Origin of the sequence: Pedobacter sp. SAFR-022 (assembly GCF_051965375.1) — a bacterium.
Classification (GTDB): Bacteria; Bacteroidota; Bacteroidia; order Sphingobacteriales; family Sphingobacteriaceae; genus Pedobacter.
Map to the genome: position 1 here is coordinate 30,665 of NZ_JBQCME010000008.1, position 16,093 is coordinate 46,757.

The window sequence follows — 16,093 nt, forward strand, 5'->3', positions numbered from 1 at the left end:
AATAATTTACCTAAACATAAAAAATAAAATGCCACCCAGGGGCGGCATTTTAAATTAATCTATAAGAGGTGGTTGAGGTTGACAATGGTGTAATTTTTACACTAACTAAGATAGGGTATTCAAATTGATAATGTCAAGCAGTTCCGGTATTTATATTGTAACAGAATTATGCACATGAGATATACAGTATGAGAAAGGTATGTGACAGGTTTTCCGGCTGTGGTTATCATGGCCTTGACAGGGGGTTGACAAGGGGTTGACAAGGCCTTGACAAGGCTAAAGCCTTGCGAACCCTTTGTTAACTCCTTGTCAATACCACTCCAGTTCAAAACCCGGCCCAGGTTAATGGCCTTGCTATTGACAATCGTCAGCGATTTACTTACTTTTGCAACATTTTAACGCCGTTTGCAGCGGTATCAATAACTTATGACACAGTATCAAACCTTACTTTATTACTGCTATTCCCCAATAGCGGAGGCTGAACAATTTGCCGCCGATCATCTTGCATTTTGTAAATCACTGAACCTTACCGGAAGGATCATTGTCGCTGACGAAGGTCTCAATGGCACCGTTTCAGGAACCAAGGAATCTTGTGAAGCTTATATGGCGGCGATACATGCTGATCCGCGATTCGCCAAAACCGAGTTTAAGATAGACGATGTTGCCGAGCCTTCTTTCATGAAGATGCACTGCCGCTACAAAGCAGAAATTGTGCACTCTGGCTTACGCGACAAGACCATCATTGATCCGAATAAACAGACTGGAAAACACCTGGAGCCGGAAGAGTTTAAAAAAATGATCCACGAAGAAGATGTGGTGATCCTGGATGTGCGTTCCAATTATGAACATAACCTTGGCCGCTTTAAAAACGCAGTGACCCTTGACATGGAGAACTTCAGGGATTTCCCGGATAAGATCAATGAGCTTGCGAAATATAAAGACAAGAAGATCCTGACCTACTGCACTGGCGGTATCAAATGTGAGAAAGCAAGTGCTTTGCTATTGCATCACGGCTTCAACGATGTCTATCAGTTACATGGTGGTATCATTAAGTACGGAAAAGAGGCAAAAGGAGAAGATTTTGAAGGTAAATGTTATGTATTCGATAACCGGATCGCCGTGGACGTGAATACGGTAAACCCAACAGTGGTATCTAAATGCTACAACTGTGGAACGGTTACACCGAAGATGATCAACTGCGCTAATCCAGAGTGCAACGAGCACATTACACAGTGTGATGCTTGTGGCGAAAAGATGTTAGGATGCTGCAGTGATGCCTGCATCAGCAACCCACGCCGCCGCACGTATGATGGTACCGGATATTATGTGAAAGTACCGCAACCTGTTAAAGTTCCGGCGAAATAATTACCTTCGTTACTGAAAATACCTCAGTATGAAGCGAAGTAATCTATACCTTATTCTTTTGATCTGTCTGGCCTGCATGTCACTGCAGCTGAAGGCCCTTGCACAGGATGCACGTCCTTTCTGGTCAGAAATTGAAGCCTTTCAAAAACAGGATAGGCTTGCTATGCCAGCGAAAAACGGCATCGTGTTCGTAGGCAGTTCCTCCATACGGATGTGGAAAGATGCGGAGCAGACATTCAAAAAGTATCAGGTGATCAATCGTGGATTCGGCGGATCTACACTCGCAGATGCCATTACCTACCTCGACTACCTGGTGTTCCCTTATGAACCTCGCCAAGTGGTGATCTATAGCGGTGAAAATGACGTCGCGATGGGCGTTAGTGCAACAGAGACCTTTGACCGTTTTAAAACGCTGGTTACTAAAATCAGGGAAAGACAACCAGAGGTCCCATTGATTTATCTTTCCATGAAGGAATCACCATCACGTCAGCAATATCGTGACACCCTTTTGAAAGCGAACAGCATGATCAAAGATTATATCGCGACCATGTCTAAGGCGGTCTATGTAGACGTAAATGCTAAAATGCTCGATAGAAATGGGAATACCCGGCCGGAGCTTTTTCGCGAGGACATGTTACACATGAAAAAACCGGGCTACGACATTTGGAAAAAGGCACTTCTGCCACATTTGTTAAAACCATAAAGTTAATCCTTAACCATTAGCGATGAAAAGACTTCCGTTGATCTTATTGACTTTATTGTCACTGGCAATAAAGTCGAATGCCCAGGATCTTACACCGTTTGTAAAAGGTATTTACGCCAACAAACAAGACACCATCCAATACCGCGTTTTATTTCCGGAGCATTTCGACCCAAAACAGAAATATCCGGTGCTTTTCTTTTTGCATGGTGGCGGCGAACGGGGCAATGACAATGAGGCACAGCTGGTTCATGGCGCAAAGCTGTTTCTGGAACCGGGTATCAGAAAAGAATTTCCGGCAATCGTGATCTTTCCACAGTGCACAAGGGATTCTTATTGGTCGAACACCATAGCTTCAACAGACTCCCTCGGTAAACGTCATTTTGAATTCAGGAAAGGTGGAAAGCCTACTAAAGCAATGCATGCGCTGCTTGGCATGGTCGACAATTTTCTGGATAAGCCATATGCGGATAAAAAGCAGGTGTATATCGGGGGACTTTCGATGGGCGGTATGGGTACCTATGAGATGCTCAGAAGGAAACCACGAACATTTGCTGCGGCATTTGCCATCTGCGGTGGCGATAACCTTGCGAACGTAAATAAATACAAAAAGGTTCCACTTTGGATCTTTCATGGTGGAAAAGATGATGTTGTTGATCCAAGGTTCTCCAAAGAGATTGCCGATCAGCTTAAAATAATTGGGAAAGAGGTGAAGTACACCCATTACCCGGAGGCCAATCACAACAGCTGGGATGCTGCATTTGCAGAGCCTACCCTGCTGCCATGGCTGTTCTCACATAAAAAATAAAGAAGGTTCAGATCATTGATGTTATTTCAGAAAAACGGTTTCAGACGTTTTCTTTTGTTCTTTGTATGCTGCTTAAGTATTTTCAGCAACCTTGCTGCCGAAGATATCAAGCGCATTGGTGTACCCTACATCCAGAACTACAGCAAAGACATGTACAGTTCTGGCAATCAGAACTGGTCCATTACACGAGATAAACAAGGGGTAATGTACTTCGGTAACGGGGAGGGCCTCTTAAGTTACGACGGCAAATATTGGAAACAATATGAGATGCCTGGACGGCAGATTGTACGATCGGTCGCTGCTAATAAAAATGGCAGGATCTACGTTGGCAGCTATGCCGAGTTCGGATACTGGAGCATCAAAAATAACCGGATGCAGTATACCTCGCTGAAGGGCTTGGTTCCGAATACACATGCTTTAGACAGTGAAGTCTGGAAGATCTATGCGGAAGGAACGCGCACCATCTTTCAATCGTTTTCGGCGATCTACATTTTTCAGGACAACAAGGTTACGGTGATAGAACATCGTGGTTCGTTGCTGTTCTTGCATCAGGTGGGCAAGCGGTATATTGCTGAAGTGCTTGGTCAGGGATTATTTGAACTCCAGGGTAATCGCCTGGTTGCACTTAAAAATGAAGGCCTGGTAAATCCTTCAGATGTCCTTTCCATTTTGCCCTTTAAGGACAGGCAGCTTCTAATTGGGACGCGAAAAAATGGTTTGTACCTGTATGATGGACGGCGCTACCGCCAGTTCAAAACACAGGCTGATGAATTCCTGCAGCGTTACCAGCTGAATAACGGAACAAAGATCTTGAACAAATACTATGCATACGGCACGATTCTGAATGGTTTGGTGATCCTTGACGAAAGTGGTGCTGTCATTCAGCGGATGAATAAATCAACCGGGTTACAGAACAATACCGTTTTGAGCATTCTTGCCGACCAGGAGCAAAATCTTTGGCTGGGATTGGATAATGGTATAGACCGCATTGAGCTGAACTCACCTTTAAACTTCTACTTTGATAAGGTCGGGCAATTTGGCACCGTGTACTCCAGTCTTATTTTCGAGGGTAACATTTACCTGGGCACCAATCAGGGGCTGTTCTATAGCCGCTGGGCGCCGGAGGGTGGAAATGCATTTGATTTCAAACTGATCCCCAACTCTCAGGGACAAGTATGGGAACTGAAAAATATCGATGGTCAGCTGTTTTGTGGGCATAACGACGGAACTTTCCGCGTAAGTGCTGGTAATCTGGAGCGGATTTCTACAGCCAGTGGCGGCTGGACGATCACCAGGCTACAACGTGACCCTGAATATCTAATACAGGGCACCTACAATGGCTTGGTGTTATTTAAGAAAGATGCTTCCGGGATCTGGCGATTTCATCATAAGATCGAAGGTTTCGTGGAACCTTCCCGCTATGTAGAGCAGGATGCTAAAGGCGACATCTGGGTGAGTCACCCGTATAAAGGCCTTTACCGCCTTACCTTAAGTGCAGATCTTAAGAAAGTAACGGCTTCAACTTCTTATGATGAAAAAAATGGCTTACCCAATAACATCAACATCAATGTATTTCCTTTTGAAAATAAACTGATTTTTTCCTCCGATAAAGGCTTTTACCTCTATGACGAGGTAAGTAACAAGTTCAATCCCTATACAGCACTGAACAAAGAACTTGGGGTCTTTGCGGGATCGAACAAGATCATTCCAGCTGGCCGGCACCGATATTGGTTCATCAATCACGGGAAGACAGGCCTGGCCGATTTCAGTGTACCGGGGAAAGCGAAAATTGAGTCTGAACGTTTCAGCGTACTTGATGGCCGCATGGTGCAGTATTACGAGAACATCAGCAAAATCAGTGAGGGCATTTACCTGATCAGTGCGGATGATGGCTTTGTGGTCTATAATGAAGCAACGCTGGCTGCAACCAAGGATGTTAAACAACTGCCATCCGTGCTGATCCGTGGGCTCTATGACCTAACCGATACCTACAAGGTAATTTCAGAACATGGAAGCACAAGGGATCCCATCGAGATGGCTTACAGCAGGAACAACATCCGTATCTCCTATTCCCTTCCTTATTACCGCAATGCCAATGTCCGGTATCAGTACAAGCTGGAAGGCTATTCTAAAGACTGGTCAGATTGGAGTACGGCTTCACAGAAAGATTTCACCAATTTAAGCTGGGGTAAATACAGGTTCCTGGTGCGTGCATCCATAGATCGCGAGACACAAAGTAAGGTTACCGTATTTGAATTTGAAGTGCTACCACCCTTCTATGCCACGAACTTTGCTTATTTCATTTACCTGCTTCTGCTTGTTGGGCTGGCCTATCTATCCAAACGTTTATACGAGCACAAACTGCTGCAGGACAAACAGCGGATAACGGAAAAGCTGCAAAAGGAAAAAGATGAGTTCCTGAAGCGGGAAGCAGAACATACCGAAAAGCAGATCATCAAACTTGAACACGAGAAGCTGCAGGCCGAACTCGCCAGTAAGAACCGTGAACTTGCGAACTCGGCAATGAGCCTGGTTTATAAAAATGAATTGTTGCAGAAACTAAGTCAGGAAGTTGCTAAATTGAAAGACGGCACCGGCAAGTTGATCTCGGAAGATCAGCAACGGAAAATTCAGCAGATCATCACCGAAGGCATGAATGATGAACGCGATTGGGTACTGTTTGAAAACAGCTTCAATGATGCGCATGATAGCTTCTTCAAAAAGCTAAAAACAAAACACCCCGAACTGGTGCCAAATGACCTTAAACTTTGTGCTTTTCTGCACATGAATATGAGCAGTAAAGAGATGGCTTCCTTGTTAAACATTTCACTCCGGGGTGTGGAAATTCGCCGCTATCGCTTACGGAAAAAGCTGAATATACCGCATGATATGAACCTCACCGAGTTCCTGATGAGCATTTAATACTACATCAACACTACATCAGGGGGTTAAAAACCCCTTCACACCCAGTACCCAACAAGGGTTTGTACCCCTTTCTCAAAAACACGTTAAATCCCCAACAATCAGGCAGTTCGGCTGTTATACAACATATTACGTCTCTTGTACGAATACACATCCGCTTCCTGATGTATTCATGTATAGGTGAATATTTTGGGATACAGCATTTTGTGCCTGAGATTTAGCCTTCAATATATTTCAAATATAAACGAGTATGAAAAGAATGTTTACAAGAATCTCTGTTCTGACTTTTCTTGGGTTACTTTTTATCAGTAATGCTTTTGCCCAGAATATTACCATTACGGGCATAGTTACAGATGCCGCGGACCGGTCGGCAATTCCAGCTGTAAGCATTGTGGTAAAAGGCACAACTACAGGAACACAAACAGACGCAAATGGAAGGTATTCCATCGCTGCACCAGCAAACAGCACCCTGGTATTTACTTATATCGGTTACACCACCAGAGAGGTGCCTGTTAACAATCAAACAAGCCTTAATATTGCATTACAAACAGAAGCCCAGAACCTGGAACAGGTTGTTGTGGTGGGTTACGGTACGCAGCGAAAAGTTGACGTAACCGGATCTGTAAGTTCCGTAAAAGGAGAAGACATTACCAAACAAGCATCGGTTAACCCGGTAAGTTCCTTGCAAGGCCGCGTGGCGGGTGTGTCTATCACCAACAACGGTACACCTGGTTCCTCTCCGCAGATCACCATTCGTGGTACGGGTACCATTTATGGTAACACCGGCGTGTTATATGTGGTAGACGGTGTTTGGTATGACGATATCAACTTCCTGAACCCGGCCGATATTGCCAATATCAGTATCCTTAAAGATGCATCCAGCCAGTCGATCTACGGTATCCGTGCAGCGAATGGTGTGGTATTAGTAACGACAAACCGCGGTAAAAGAGGTGACGCCACCATTAACTACAACGGTTATGTAGGTTTGCAAAGCGTAACCAACGCCGTGGAGATGACCAATGCAACAGAATATGCAACTGCGGTGAACGAGTTGTATGGTCTGCTAAATCAAGATCCATTATTTACAAACACCAATCTTGGTGAAGGTACCAACTGGAGTGATGTGATCCTGAGAGATGCAATGGTAACGAATCACCAGATCTCCGTTAATGGCGGTGGGGAAAAATCTACTTACAACTTATCACTGGGTTATTTAAACCAGGATGGTATTGTGGAGAACAACAACTACAAACGTTATACGGCAAGGTTGTCCAGCGACTTCCAGATTTTCGAGCCTTTGAAAATCGGTTATAATGTTACTGGTAGTTCAAGTGCTTCGAAAGATGCTCCGGGCTCTATTTTCCGTGGCATGTACGCTGCCTCGCCTGTAGTACCGGTATTTAACCCTGATGGCAGTTACGGAGATCCAAACACCTTTAATCTGGGTAACGGAAGTAACATGAACCCGCAGGCAACTTTGGACTTCTTTAATCAGCGTACTGCACGTTATAAAGTAACCGGTAACGTGTTCGCGGAATTGAAGTTCTTAAAAGATTTCACCTTCAAGACCAGCTTTGGTGGTGACTTTGGACAAGAAGAAGTTCGCTCTTATACCCCTAAATACTTCGCTACCACGGCACAGAATGCGACGGTAAGTGTGTTAGGTGTTAATCGCGTGGAAGACAGAAACTGGATCATTGAGAATACCTTGTCTTACGACAAGACCATCAACGATCACAAGTTCACCATTTTAGCTGGACAGACTGCGCAGCGTTTCAAGAGATATAACTTAAACGCTACTGCCCAGAACGTACCATTTAGCAGCGATGCAGATCTATATCTAAGCTTAGGTGATGCGGCCAGTCGTGTAATCAACGATAGTGGATCCTTAAATACCGCAGCTTCTTATTTTGGTAGACTAAACTATTCCTTTGCAAACAAATATTTATTGAACGCTTCGATCAGAGCAGATGGTGCCTCACAGTTCTTCGGCGGATCTGATCTTTGGGGCTATTTCCCTTCCATTGGTGCAGGCTGGGTGATCACAAATGAAGATTTCATGAAAGATCAAACCATATTCACCAATTTGAAACTTCGTGCTAGCTGGGGTAAAGTAGGTAACGCAGGGGTACCATTTAATCCAACTACACAACTTGTATCGCAAGGTGCGAACTTGATCGCGTACTTTGGTGGACTTCCTTATACCGGTGCCGGTATCACCACTCTTGTGCCACCAGCATTATTCTGGGAGCGTAGTGCAGGAACAGACATCGGTTTAGAAATGGGTTTTCTTAAAAACCGATTGAATGTAGAGTTAGATTACTACAACAGAACTACGGAACAGGCAATCTTTGATATTCCAATTTTTGGATCGCTGGGTACCTCTAACAGTAGATTAATTGGCAACCAGGCTGACTTCCGTAACCGTGGTTTTGAAGTTAGTGCAACCTGGTCTGACAAGACTGCTGGTGACCTGACCTATACCATCAGTGCCAACCTTGGTATCAACAACAATAAGGTGCTTGAGGTAACTACCGGGAATAACCCGATCTATGCCGGTGGAACTGGTCTTACAAGTGGCGCCCTGGCAACCAGAACCGTTGCAGGACGACCTATTGGTGAGTTCTTCGGTTATCAGGTAGCGGGTATCTTCCAAAGCAATGAAGAAGCGGCTGCATCTCCACAAGCGGGAACAACCGCCGGTGATTTCAAATATGTGGATCAGAACGGCGACGGTTTAATCGATGGACGCGACCGTATTCCATTGGGTAACCCAAATCCAAAATACAATTATGGTGTGAACACCAACTTCGCGTATAAAAACTTCGACCTGACCCTGGATATCCAAGGTGTTGCTGGCGTAGACATTTACAATGCGAACCTGGGATACCGTTTCGGTAATGAGAACTTCACAAAAGAGTTCTTCGACAACCGTTGGACGGGACCTGGATCTACCAACAGCTACCCATCTGCTAAATTGGGTGGTTCAACCAACTACCAGCCGAACGAATTCTATGTAGAAAGCGGTGCTTATGTTAGGTTGAGAAACGTTCAGTTAGGCTATTCTTTACCTACTGAGCTGGTAAGTAAATGGAAAATGAGAAAACTAAGGGTATTTGCAAATGCACAAAATGCCTTGAACTTTTTTGGCTACAGAGGCTTCAGCCCTGAAGTTGGCGGATCGCCGACCAATGCAGGTGTGGACGCCAATGTGTATCCATTGTTTGCAACTTATAATGTTGGTGTAAATGTTACATTTTAATTGAACTAACCATGAAAACCCTAAATAATACCTATATCATTAAAAGTCTGGGTGTAGCTTTATTATCGACGACACTCCTGGTATCCGCTTGTAAAAAAAGCTTCCTGGATGTTGACCCACAAGCACAGCAGCCATCATCACAATTCTGGACCTCCGCCGATGATGCAACCAAAGCGGTAAATGCAATTTACGCCAATCTACGCTCCTGGGAGAATGTAGCCTTCCCTGCTTTGGTTATCGAAAGTGTCGGTTCCGATGAAGCGGATAAAGGTAGTACGCCGAATGACGCAACCTTCTGGAATCTGTATGATACCTATACCGTAACCTCTACCGAGGGGTCACTACAGAGCTTCTGGACCGGTCAATACCAGAACATCAATCTTGCCAACCAGGTGATTACGAATATTCCGGCAATTGAGATGGATGAAAATCTAAAAGCAAGATTCATTGCCGAAGCGAAGTTCTTACGGGCTTTATCTTACTTTAGATTGGTGCGGGCTTATGGAGATGTGCCTTTAAGGATTTCCATACCGAAAGACGCCTCTGAATACAACGTGCCACGCGCAGCAAAGGATCAGGTTTATGCACAAATTGAGCAGGATTTAACTGATGCGGCCACTGTACTTCCGCAGAACTACCCTGCTACAGACCTCGGACGCGCTACCAAAGGAGCAGCATTGGGATTACACGCCAAAGTAGCTTTATACCAGAAAAAGTGGAACGACGTGCTGTCGCTGACCAATCAGGTAATGGGCATGGGTTATGCGTTGTTTCCGGACTATGAAAAGCAATTTCGTACGGAGAATGAAAATAACAGTGAATCTGTGTTTGAAATCCAGGCAGAATTGCTTCCAGGTAATGGGCCTGCGTCGAATTCTCAGTACAGCCAGGTTCAGGGTGTAGCTGGTGTACCTGGTGGCGGATGGGGCTTCAATGTACCATCAACGGCATTATCTGCAGCATATGAGCCAAATGACCCAAGAAGGGATGCTACCATCATCTTTAGAGGTGAAATTACTCCTCAGAGAGATACCATTCCAACGACGGTTCCCAATCCAATGTACAACCAGAAGTCGTATGTACCATTCAGACTTCGTGTTTCCAATTTTAATGAAGGAGCGCAACAAAACATCCGCGTGCTGCGCTATGCAGATATCCTGTTAATGAACGCTGAAGCTGCGAACGAACTCGGAGATGCTGGTCGTGCATTAACCTCCCTTAACCTGGTACGTGCCAGAGCAAGAGGCAATAATCCGCTGACTGTATTACCTCCGGTAACTGCAACAGATCAGGCAACACTTAGAAACGCGATCTACAAAGAGCGTCAGGTGGAACTTGCGATGGAAAACGACCGCTATTTCGACGTCATTCGTCAAGGTCGTGGACTGGAAGTATTTGGTCCTAAAGGCTGGAAGGCTAATAAGAACGAAGTATGGCCGGTACCACAACAGGAGATTGACCTGAGTGGTGGCTTACTTACCCAAAACCCCGGCTACTAATACACACACAAACCCTTATCTATATTTTAACTTGAAGGTTGCCGCATCAACGGCAACCTTTTTAAAATCAAGACTATGCTAAAGATTAACCAAAGGCAACTCCTAATCCTCGCAGTTGTATCTTTATTCTCCTGTCTGAGCATCACCGCATCGGGGCAAAAGAAAACTGCAAACTACATTAAACCGGAGTTGAAGATCAAAAAAGGGCTGACGGATGATCAGCTACTTGACCTGGTGCAGAAACAAACCTTCCGCTATTTCTGGGACTTTGCACACCCGGTAAGCGGCATGGCACGGGAACGAAGCAATCGCTCCTTCGACTATGGCGATGAAGTGGTGACTACAGGCGGTACTGGCTTCGGTGTTATGGCTACCATTGTTGCCGCGGAACGTAAGTTCATCAGCCGCGAAGAGGCTGCAGCACACACCAAGAAAATTGTGGATTTCCTTTGGAAAGCAGACATGTTCCATGGTGCTTTTCCGCACTGGCTAAACGGTGCAACGGGAAAGGTCATTCGTTTTAGTCCTAAGGACGATGGTGCTGATATTGTAGAAACCGCATTTCTTTTCCAGGGACTGTTGACCGCGAAACAATACTATACAGCAGATAATGCCGTAGAGCGGGACATCCGTAATAAGATCACCTGGATGTGGGAAGGCATTGAGTGGGATTGGTTTACCCAAGACCAGAATGTTCTTTACTGGCATTGGAGCCCTAATAACGGCTGGAGCATGAACCACCAGATCAAAGGCTGGAATGAATGCCTGATGACTTATGTGTTGGCAGCGGCTTCGCCAAAAAACTCCATTAGTCGTAGAGTATATGAAGATGGATTCGCCAATAACAATACTTTCTTCAATGGGAAAAAATACTTTGACATCACACTTCCCTTAGGCTTTGAATACGGCGGTCCGCTGTTCTTTTCACATTACTCCTTCCTGGGACTTGATCCAAGAGGATTAAACGATGGCAAGGCCGACTACTTTGAGCAGAATAAGGCACACACGCTGATTAATCGTGCCTACTGTATTGAAAATCCAAAAGGCTACAAAGGCTACAGCGCAAACAGCTGGGGTTTAACTGCAAGTGACAGCTGGCAAGGTTATGCGGCACATTCACCGACGGAAGATCTGGGTGTAATCACCCCTACTGCGGCTTTGTCGTCCTTCCCTTATACCCCGGAATATTCTATGCAGGCTTTAAGACACTTTTACGAGGATAAAGGTGATCAGATCTGGACCGAATATGGATTTGCAGACGCTTTTAGTGATCAACACAACTGGGTAGCGAAGTCGCACCTGGCGATTGATCAAGGGCCAATCATCGTGATGATCGAGAACCACCGCAGCGGATTGTTGTGGAAGCTTTTTATGAGCAACCCGGATGTAAAAGCAGGTTTAACCAAGCTGGGCTTTAAAAGTCCGGCTTTAAATCCATAGTATGTTTAAGAGAACTCCACTTTTGATTGCTTTATTATTGCTGTCTGTGCAGTTAATTGCACAGAAGAAACAGCTTACCTATTGCAATCCAATCAACCTGGATTACGGCTATACGCCTATCCCCAACTTCGCTACGCAAGGTAAACACCGGGCGACTGCTGATCCGGTAATTGTGAACTATAAAGGCGACTATTACCTGTTTTCCACCAATCAATGGGGATATTGGTGGAGCAGTGACTTAAGCAACTGGAACTTCGTGTCCAAATCTTTCCTGCGCCCCGAGCACAAGGTTTATGATGACCTCTGTGCGCCTTCTGTATGGATACAGGGCGATACCATGCTGGTTTTCGGTTCTACCTATGCCCGCAATTTCCCGATCTGGATGAGTACCAATCCGAAGGGTAATGACTGGAAAGAGGTGGTGGAGAACTTTGACATCGGTGGATGGGATCCGGCACACTTTGTAGATGATGACGGGCGCTTATACATGTACAACGGCAGCAGCAATGTTTACCCCTTGTATGGTGTGGAGTTAAACCGGAAAACCTTTGAGCCGATTGGTACCCGCAAGGAGCTGTTGTTACTACGCCCGGATCGCTACGGCTGGCAGCGCTTTGGCGAACACCTGGACAACACCTTTCTGGATCCATTTATGGAAGGTGCCTGGGTAACCAAACACAACAACAAATACTACCTGCAGTATGGTGCCCCAGCAACAGAATTTAGCGGCTATGCAGATGGTGTAGCTATAGGTACAACGCCGCTTGGGCCTTTCGAACATCAGTCGCTGCCCCTATCCTGGAAAGCGGGTGGATTTGCCAGAGGTGCAGGTCATGGTGCAACCTTCCAGGACAACTGGAAGAACTACTGGCATGTATCCACGATGGTCGTATCGGTGAAGAATAACTTCGAACGACGGATCGGGATCTGGCCGACTGGCTTTGATAAAGATGATGTAATGTACACCAACACAGCCTTTGGAGACTATCCGCATTACCTCCCGACGAAGGCTGATAATCATCTAAAAAGCAGGTTTACTGGTTGGATGTTGCTAAACTATAACAAACCCGTACAGGTTTCGAGCACCTTAGGTGGCTACCACGCAAACAACGCCGTGGATGAGCGCATCAGGACCTACTGGAGTGCAGCAAGTGCCAAAAATGGCGAATGGATCCAAACAGATCTGGGCCGTGTTTCCACCGTACATGCTGTACAGTTGAACTATGCTGATCAGGATGCAACATTCCTGGGTAAACAGCAGGGCATTTACCACCAATATCAACTTCTATACAGCGTAGATGGAAAGAAGTGGCAGTTGCTCGTAGATAAGAGCAAGAACAAAACCGATGTTCCACACGATTACCTGGAGCTCGAAAAGCCGGTAAATGCCAGATTCATCAAAATAGTTAACATCCACATGCCGACTGGAAAGTTTGCGATTAGCGGTTTAAGGGTATTCGGAAAGGCAGATATCGCGAGACCTGCTCCTGTTAAGGACTTCATGGTTTTAAGAACTGAAAAAGATAAGCGAAGCGCCTGGATCAGGTGGATCACGAATGATGACGCCTATGCTTACAACATTTACATTGGCACGGATCCCGACAAGCTGTATAACTGCATCATGATCTATGGTGCTAACGAGTACTGGTACAAAGGCATGGACAAAGAAAAGCCATACTACTTCCGTATTGAGGCATTGAATGAGAACGGACAATCAAAATTGTCGGACATCATTAAGGCAGAATAAAGACAAGAAATGAATATGAAAAAATCAACTTATCTGATGATAACTGCACTGCTTTTTAGCAGTGGCGGTGGGTTTGCACAGACGAAGCCAGCGGCTTCTGCAAATCCGAAAATGAATTCGTTTATTTCGACACTGATGTCGAAAATGACGATTGAAGAGAAAATTGGCCAGTTGAACCTGGTGACCGGTGGAGAGGCTACAACGGGCTCTGCGGTAAGTTCGGATGTTGAAGGTAAAATTCAGCGTGGCCAGGTCGGCGGTATTTTCAGCATGACCACGCCACAACGCATCCGCAAAGCGCAGGAGATTGCAGTCAACAAAAGCAGACTTAAGATCCCTTTGATCTTTGGTCAGGACGTGATCCATGGTTACAAAACCACTTTCCCTATTCCACTAGGTCTGGCAGCAACCTGGGATCTGCCCTTGATCCAGAAAACAGCAAAAATAGCAGCAACAGAAGCTAGTGCAGATGGTCTGAACTGGACCTTCTCCCCTATGGTTGACATTTCGAGGGACCCGCGCTGGGGCAGGATCTCGGAAGGCAGTGGAGAAGACACTTACCTGGGTTCAGAAATCGCAAAAGCGATGGTAAAAGGCTATCAGGGTGATGACCTGACCAAATACAACACCATTATGGCTTGTGTAAAACACTTCGCCTTGTATGGAGCTGCAGAATCAGGTCGTGATTACAATACCACCGACATGAGCTTACACCGCATGTACAACGAATACCTGCCACCTTACAAGGCAGCGATTGATGCTGGTGCAGGTAGCGTGATGACTTCCTTTAACGACATCAACGGTGTGCCTGCGACTGCAAATAAGTGGTTGATGACTGACCTGCTGCGTAAGCAATGGGGCTTTGATGGTTTTGTTGTTACAGATTATACTGCCGTTTCCGAATTGATTGATCACGGACTTGGCGATCTTCAGCAGGTATCTGCTTTATCCTTGAAAGCTGGTGTGGAGATGGATATGGTAAGTGAGGGCTTTTTGAACACCCTTGGAAAATCGCTGAAAGAAGGTAAAGTAACCGAAGAACAGATTAACAATGCCTGCCGTTTGGTTTTGGAAGCAAAATATAAACTCGGCTTATTTGATGACCCCTTCCGCTACTGCAATGACGCAAGGGCGAAAAAAGAAATCTTAACCCCTGCAAACCTGCAAGCTGCACGTGAGGTAGCGACACAAAGTTTCGTGCTATTGAAAAACCAGAACAATTTGTTACCGCTTAAGAAATCGGGTACCATTGCGCTGGTAGGACCATTGGCAAATACCAGGAGCAACATGCCGGGTACCTGGAGTGTGAACGCTGAATTGAACAACACGCCATCCTTGTTGGAGGGTCTTCAAACTGTGGTTGGCAAAAATGTAAAGATCCTGCATAGCCTGGGTTCAAACTTGCTTTCGGATCCTGCTTACCAGGAAAGAGCGACCATGTTTGGTCGTGAGATCCCACGTGATAACCGTACTGAAGAGGTAATCATCCAGGAAGCGGTAGAAAATGCTAAAAAAGCGGACGTTGTTGTTGCAGCTTTAGGTGAAAGTTCGGAGATGAGCGGCGAAAGTTCCAGCCGTACAGACCTGGAGATTCCAGATGTACAACAACGTTTGTTGGCTGCCTTGTTAAAAACTGGCAAGCCGGTGGTATTAGTACTATTTACCGGCAGACCATTGGCATTGAAATGGGAAAGTGAAAATGTACCTGCGATATTGAACGTTTGGTTTGGTGGTACGCAGGCTGCCCCAGCGATTGCAGATGTGCTTTTTGGAAATGTAAATCCTTCAGGAAAGCTTACCGCAACCTTCCCGCAGAATGTTGGTCAGGTGCCAATCTATTATAGCCATAAAAATACCGGCCGGCCATTGGAAGAAGGAAAATGGTTTTCTAAGTTCCGCTCCAATTACCTGGATGTAACCAATGAACCACTTTATCCTTTTGGCTATGGATTAAGTTATACCACTTTCAGTTATGGTGATATCAAGTTGTCTGCATCATCTTTCAAAGCTGGTGAATCCATTACAGCGAAAGTTACGGTGACAAACACTGGAAACTATGAAGGCAAGGAAGTAGTTCAGCTTTATACCCGTGACATGGTGGGCAGCATCACCCGTCCGGTAAAGGAGCTTAAAGGATTTCAGAAGATCAGCTTAAAGCCGGGTGAAAGTAAGGAAGTGACTTTTGCACTTACGGCGGATGATCTGAAGTTTTTCAACGCCGATCTGCAATATGTTGCGGAGCCGGGCGATTTCAAGTTGTTTATTGGATCAAACTCCAGAGATGTTAAAGAAGCGGACTTTAAACTGCTATAATTGTTATCAGGAGCAAAATAAAAAAAGCGGCTTACAC

At 45.5% G+C, this 16,093-nt stretch carries 9 protein-coding genes; all 9 read left to right on the forward strand.

Annotation, left to right across the window (positions count from 1 at the left end):
- The first annotated feature begins 426 nt into the window (after window positions 1-426).
- The 9 genes from trhO (at window position 427) to bglX (ending at window position 16,056) form a co-directional block, all read left to right on the forward strand.
- The gene (gene trhO / locus ACTHQF_RS15905; RefSeq protein WP_440431713.1) at window positions 427-1,365 is read left to right on the forward strand and encodes an oxygen-dependent tRNA uridine(34) hydroxylase TrhO; all 939 of its coding nucleotides are present in this window, start codon (window positions 427-429) and stop codon (window positions 1,363-1,365) included.
- 28 nt (window positions 1,366-1,393) lie between these two features.
- Complete coding sequence (locus ACTHQF_RS15910) at window positions 1,394-2,068, forward strand: GDSL-type esterase/lipase family protein (RefSeq protein WP_440431715.1); 675 nt, start codon at window positions 1,394-1,396, stop codon at window positions 2,066-2,068.
- Between the two features lie 22 nt (window positions 2,069-2,090).
- On the forward strand, window positions 2,091-2,873 hold the full coding sequence (locus ACTHQF_RS15915) for a prolyl oligopeptidase family serine peptidase (protein WP_440431717.1): 783 nt from the start codon (window positions 2,091-2,093) through the stop codon (window positions 2,871-2,873).
- 18 nt (window positions 2,874-2,891) lie between these two features.
- On the forward strand, window positions 2,892-5,795 hold the full coding sequence (locus ACTHQF_RS15920) for a ligand-binding sensor domain-containing protein (RefSeq protein WP_440431719.1): 2,904 nt from the start codon (window positions 2,892-2,894) through the stop codon (window positions 5,793-5,795).
- Between the two features lie 250 nt (window positions 5,796-6,045).
- Window positions 6,046-9,057 carry a SusC/RagA family TonB-linked outer membrane protein gene (locus ACTHQF_RS15925; protein ID WP_440431721.1) on the forward strand — a complete coding sequence of 1,004 codons (3,012 nt, stop codon included), beginning with the start codon at window positions 6,046-6,048 and terminating at the stop codon, window positions 9,055-9,057.
- An 11-nt stretch (window positions 9,058-9,068) separates the two neighbouring features.
- Window positions 9,069-10,556 (forward strand): RagB/SusD family nutrient uptake outer membrane protein, encoded by a 1,488-nt coding sequence (locus ACTHQF_RS15930; protein WP_440431723.1) that lies wholly within the window; start codon window positions 9,069-9,071, stop codon window positions 10,554-10,556.
- Window positions 10,557-10,631: 75 nt separating this feature from the next.
- On the forward strand, window positions 10,632-11,996 hold the full coding sequence (locus ACTHQF_RS15935; protein WP_440431725.1) for a glucoamylase family protein: 1,365 nt from the start codon (window positions 10,632-10,634) through the stop codon (window positions 11,994-11,996).
- 1 nt (window position 11,997) lies between these two features.
- Window positions 11,998-13,743: a family 43 glycosylhydrolase gene (locus tag ACTHQF_RS15940; protein ID WP_440431727.1), complete on the forward strand. Its 1,746-nt coding sequence runs from the start codon at window positions 11,998-12,000 to the stop codon at window positions 13,741-13,743.
- 9 nt (window positions 13,744-13,752) lie between these two features.
- Window positions 13,753-16,056, forward strand: a complete 2,304-nt coding sequence (bglX, locus tag ACTHQF_RS15945) for a beta-glucosidase BglX (protein ID WP_440431729.1) — start codon at window positions 13,753-13,755, stop codon at window positions 16,054-16,056.
- The last annotated feature ends 37 nt before the right edge of the window (window positions 16,057-16,093 follow it).

Excerpts from the sequence above, each read along its gene's own strand:
- trhO (WP_440431713.1), top strand. The coding sequence starts at position 427 with ATGACACAGTATCAAACCTTACTTTATTACTGCTATTCCCCAATAGCG.
- ACTHQF_RS15910 (WP_440431715.1), top strand. The coding sequence starts at position 1,394 with ATGAAGCGAAGTAATCTATACCTTATTCTTTTGATCTGTCTGGCCTGC.
- ACTHQF_RS15915 (WP_440431717.1), top strand. The coding sequence starts at position 2,091 with ATGAAAAGACTTCCGTTGATCTTATTGACTTTATTGTCACTGGCAATA.
- ACTHQF_RS15920 (WP_440431719.1), top strand. The coding sequence starts at position 2,892 with ATGTTATTTCAGAAAAACGGTTTCAGACGTTTTCTTTTGTTCTTTGTA.
- ACTHQF_RS15925 (WP_440431721.1), top strand. The coding sequence starts at position 6,046 with ATGAAAAGAATGTTTACAAGAATCTCTGTTCTGACTTTTCTTGGGTTA.
- ACTHQF_RS15930 (WP_440431723.1), top strand. The coding sequence starts at position 9,069 with ATGAAAACCCTAAATAATACCTATATCATTAAAAGTCTGGGTGTAGCT.
- ACTHQF_RS15935 (WP_440431725.1), top strand. The coding sequence starts at position 10,632 with ATGCTAAAGATTAACCAAAGGCAACTCCTAATCCTCGCAGTTGTATCT.
- ACTHQF_RS15940 (WP_440431727.1), top strand. The coding sequence starts at position 11,998 with ATGTTTAAGAGAACTCCACTTTTGATTGCTTTATTATTGCTGTCTGTG.
- bglX (WP_440431729.1), top strand. The coding sequence starts at position 13,753 with ATGAATATGAAAAAATCAACTTATCTGATGATAACTGCACTGCTTTTT.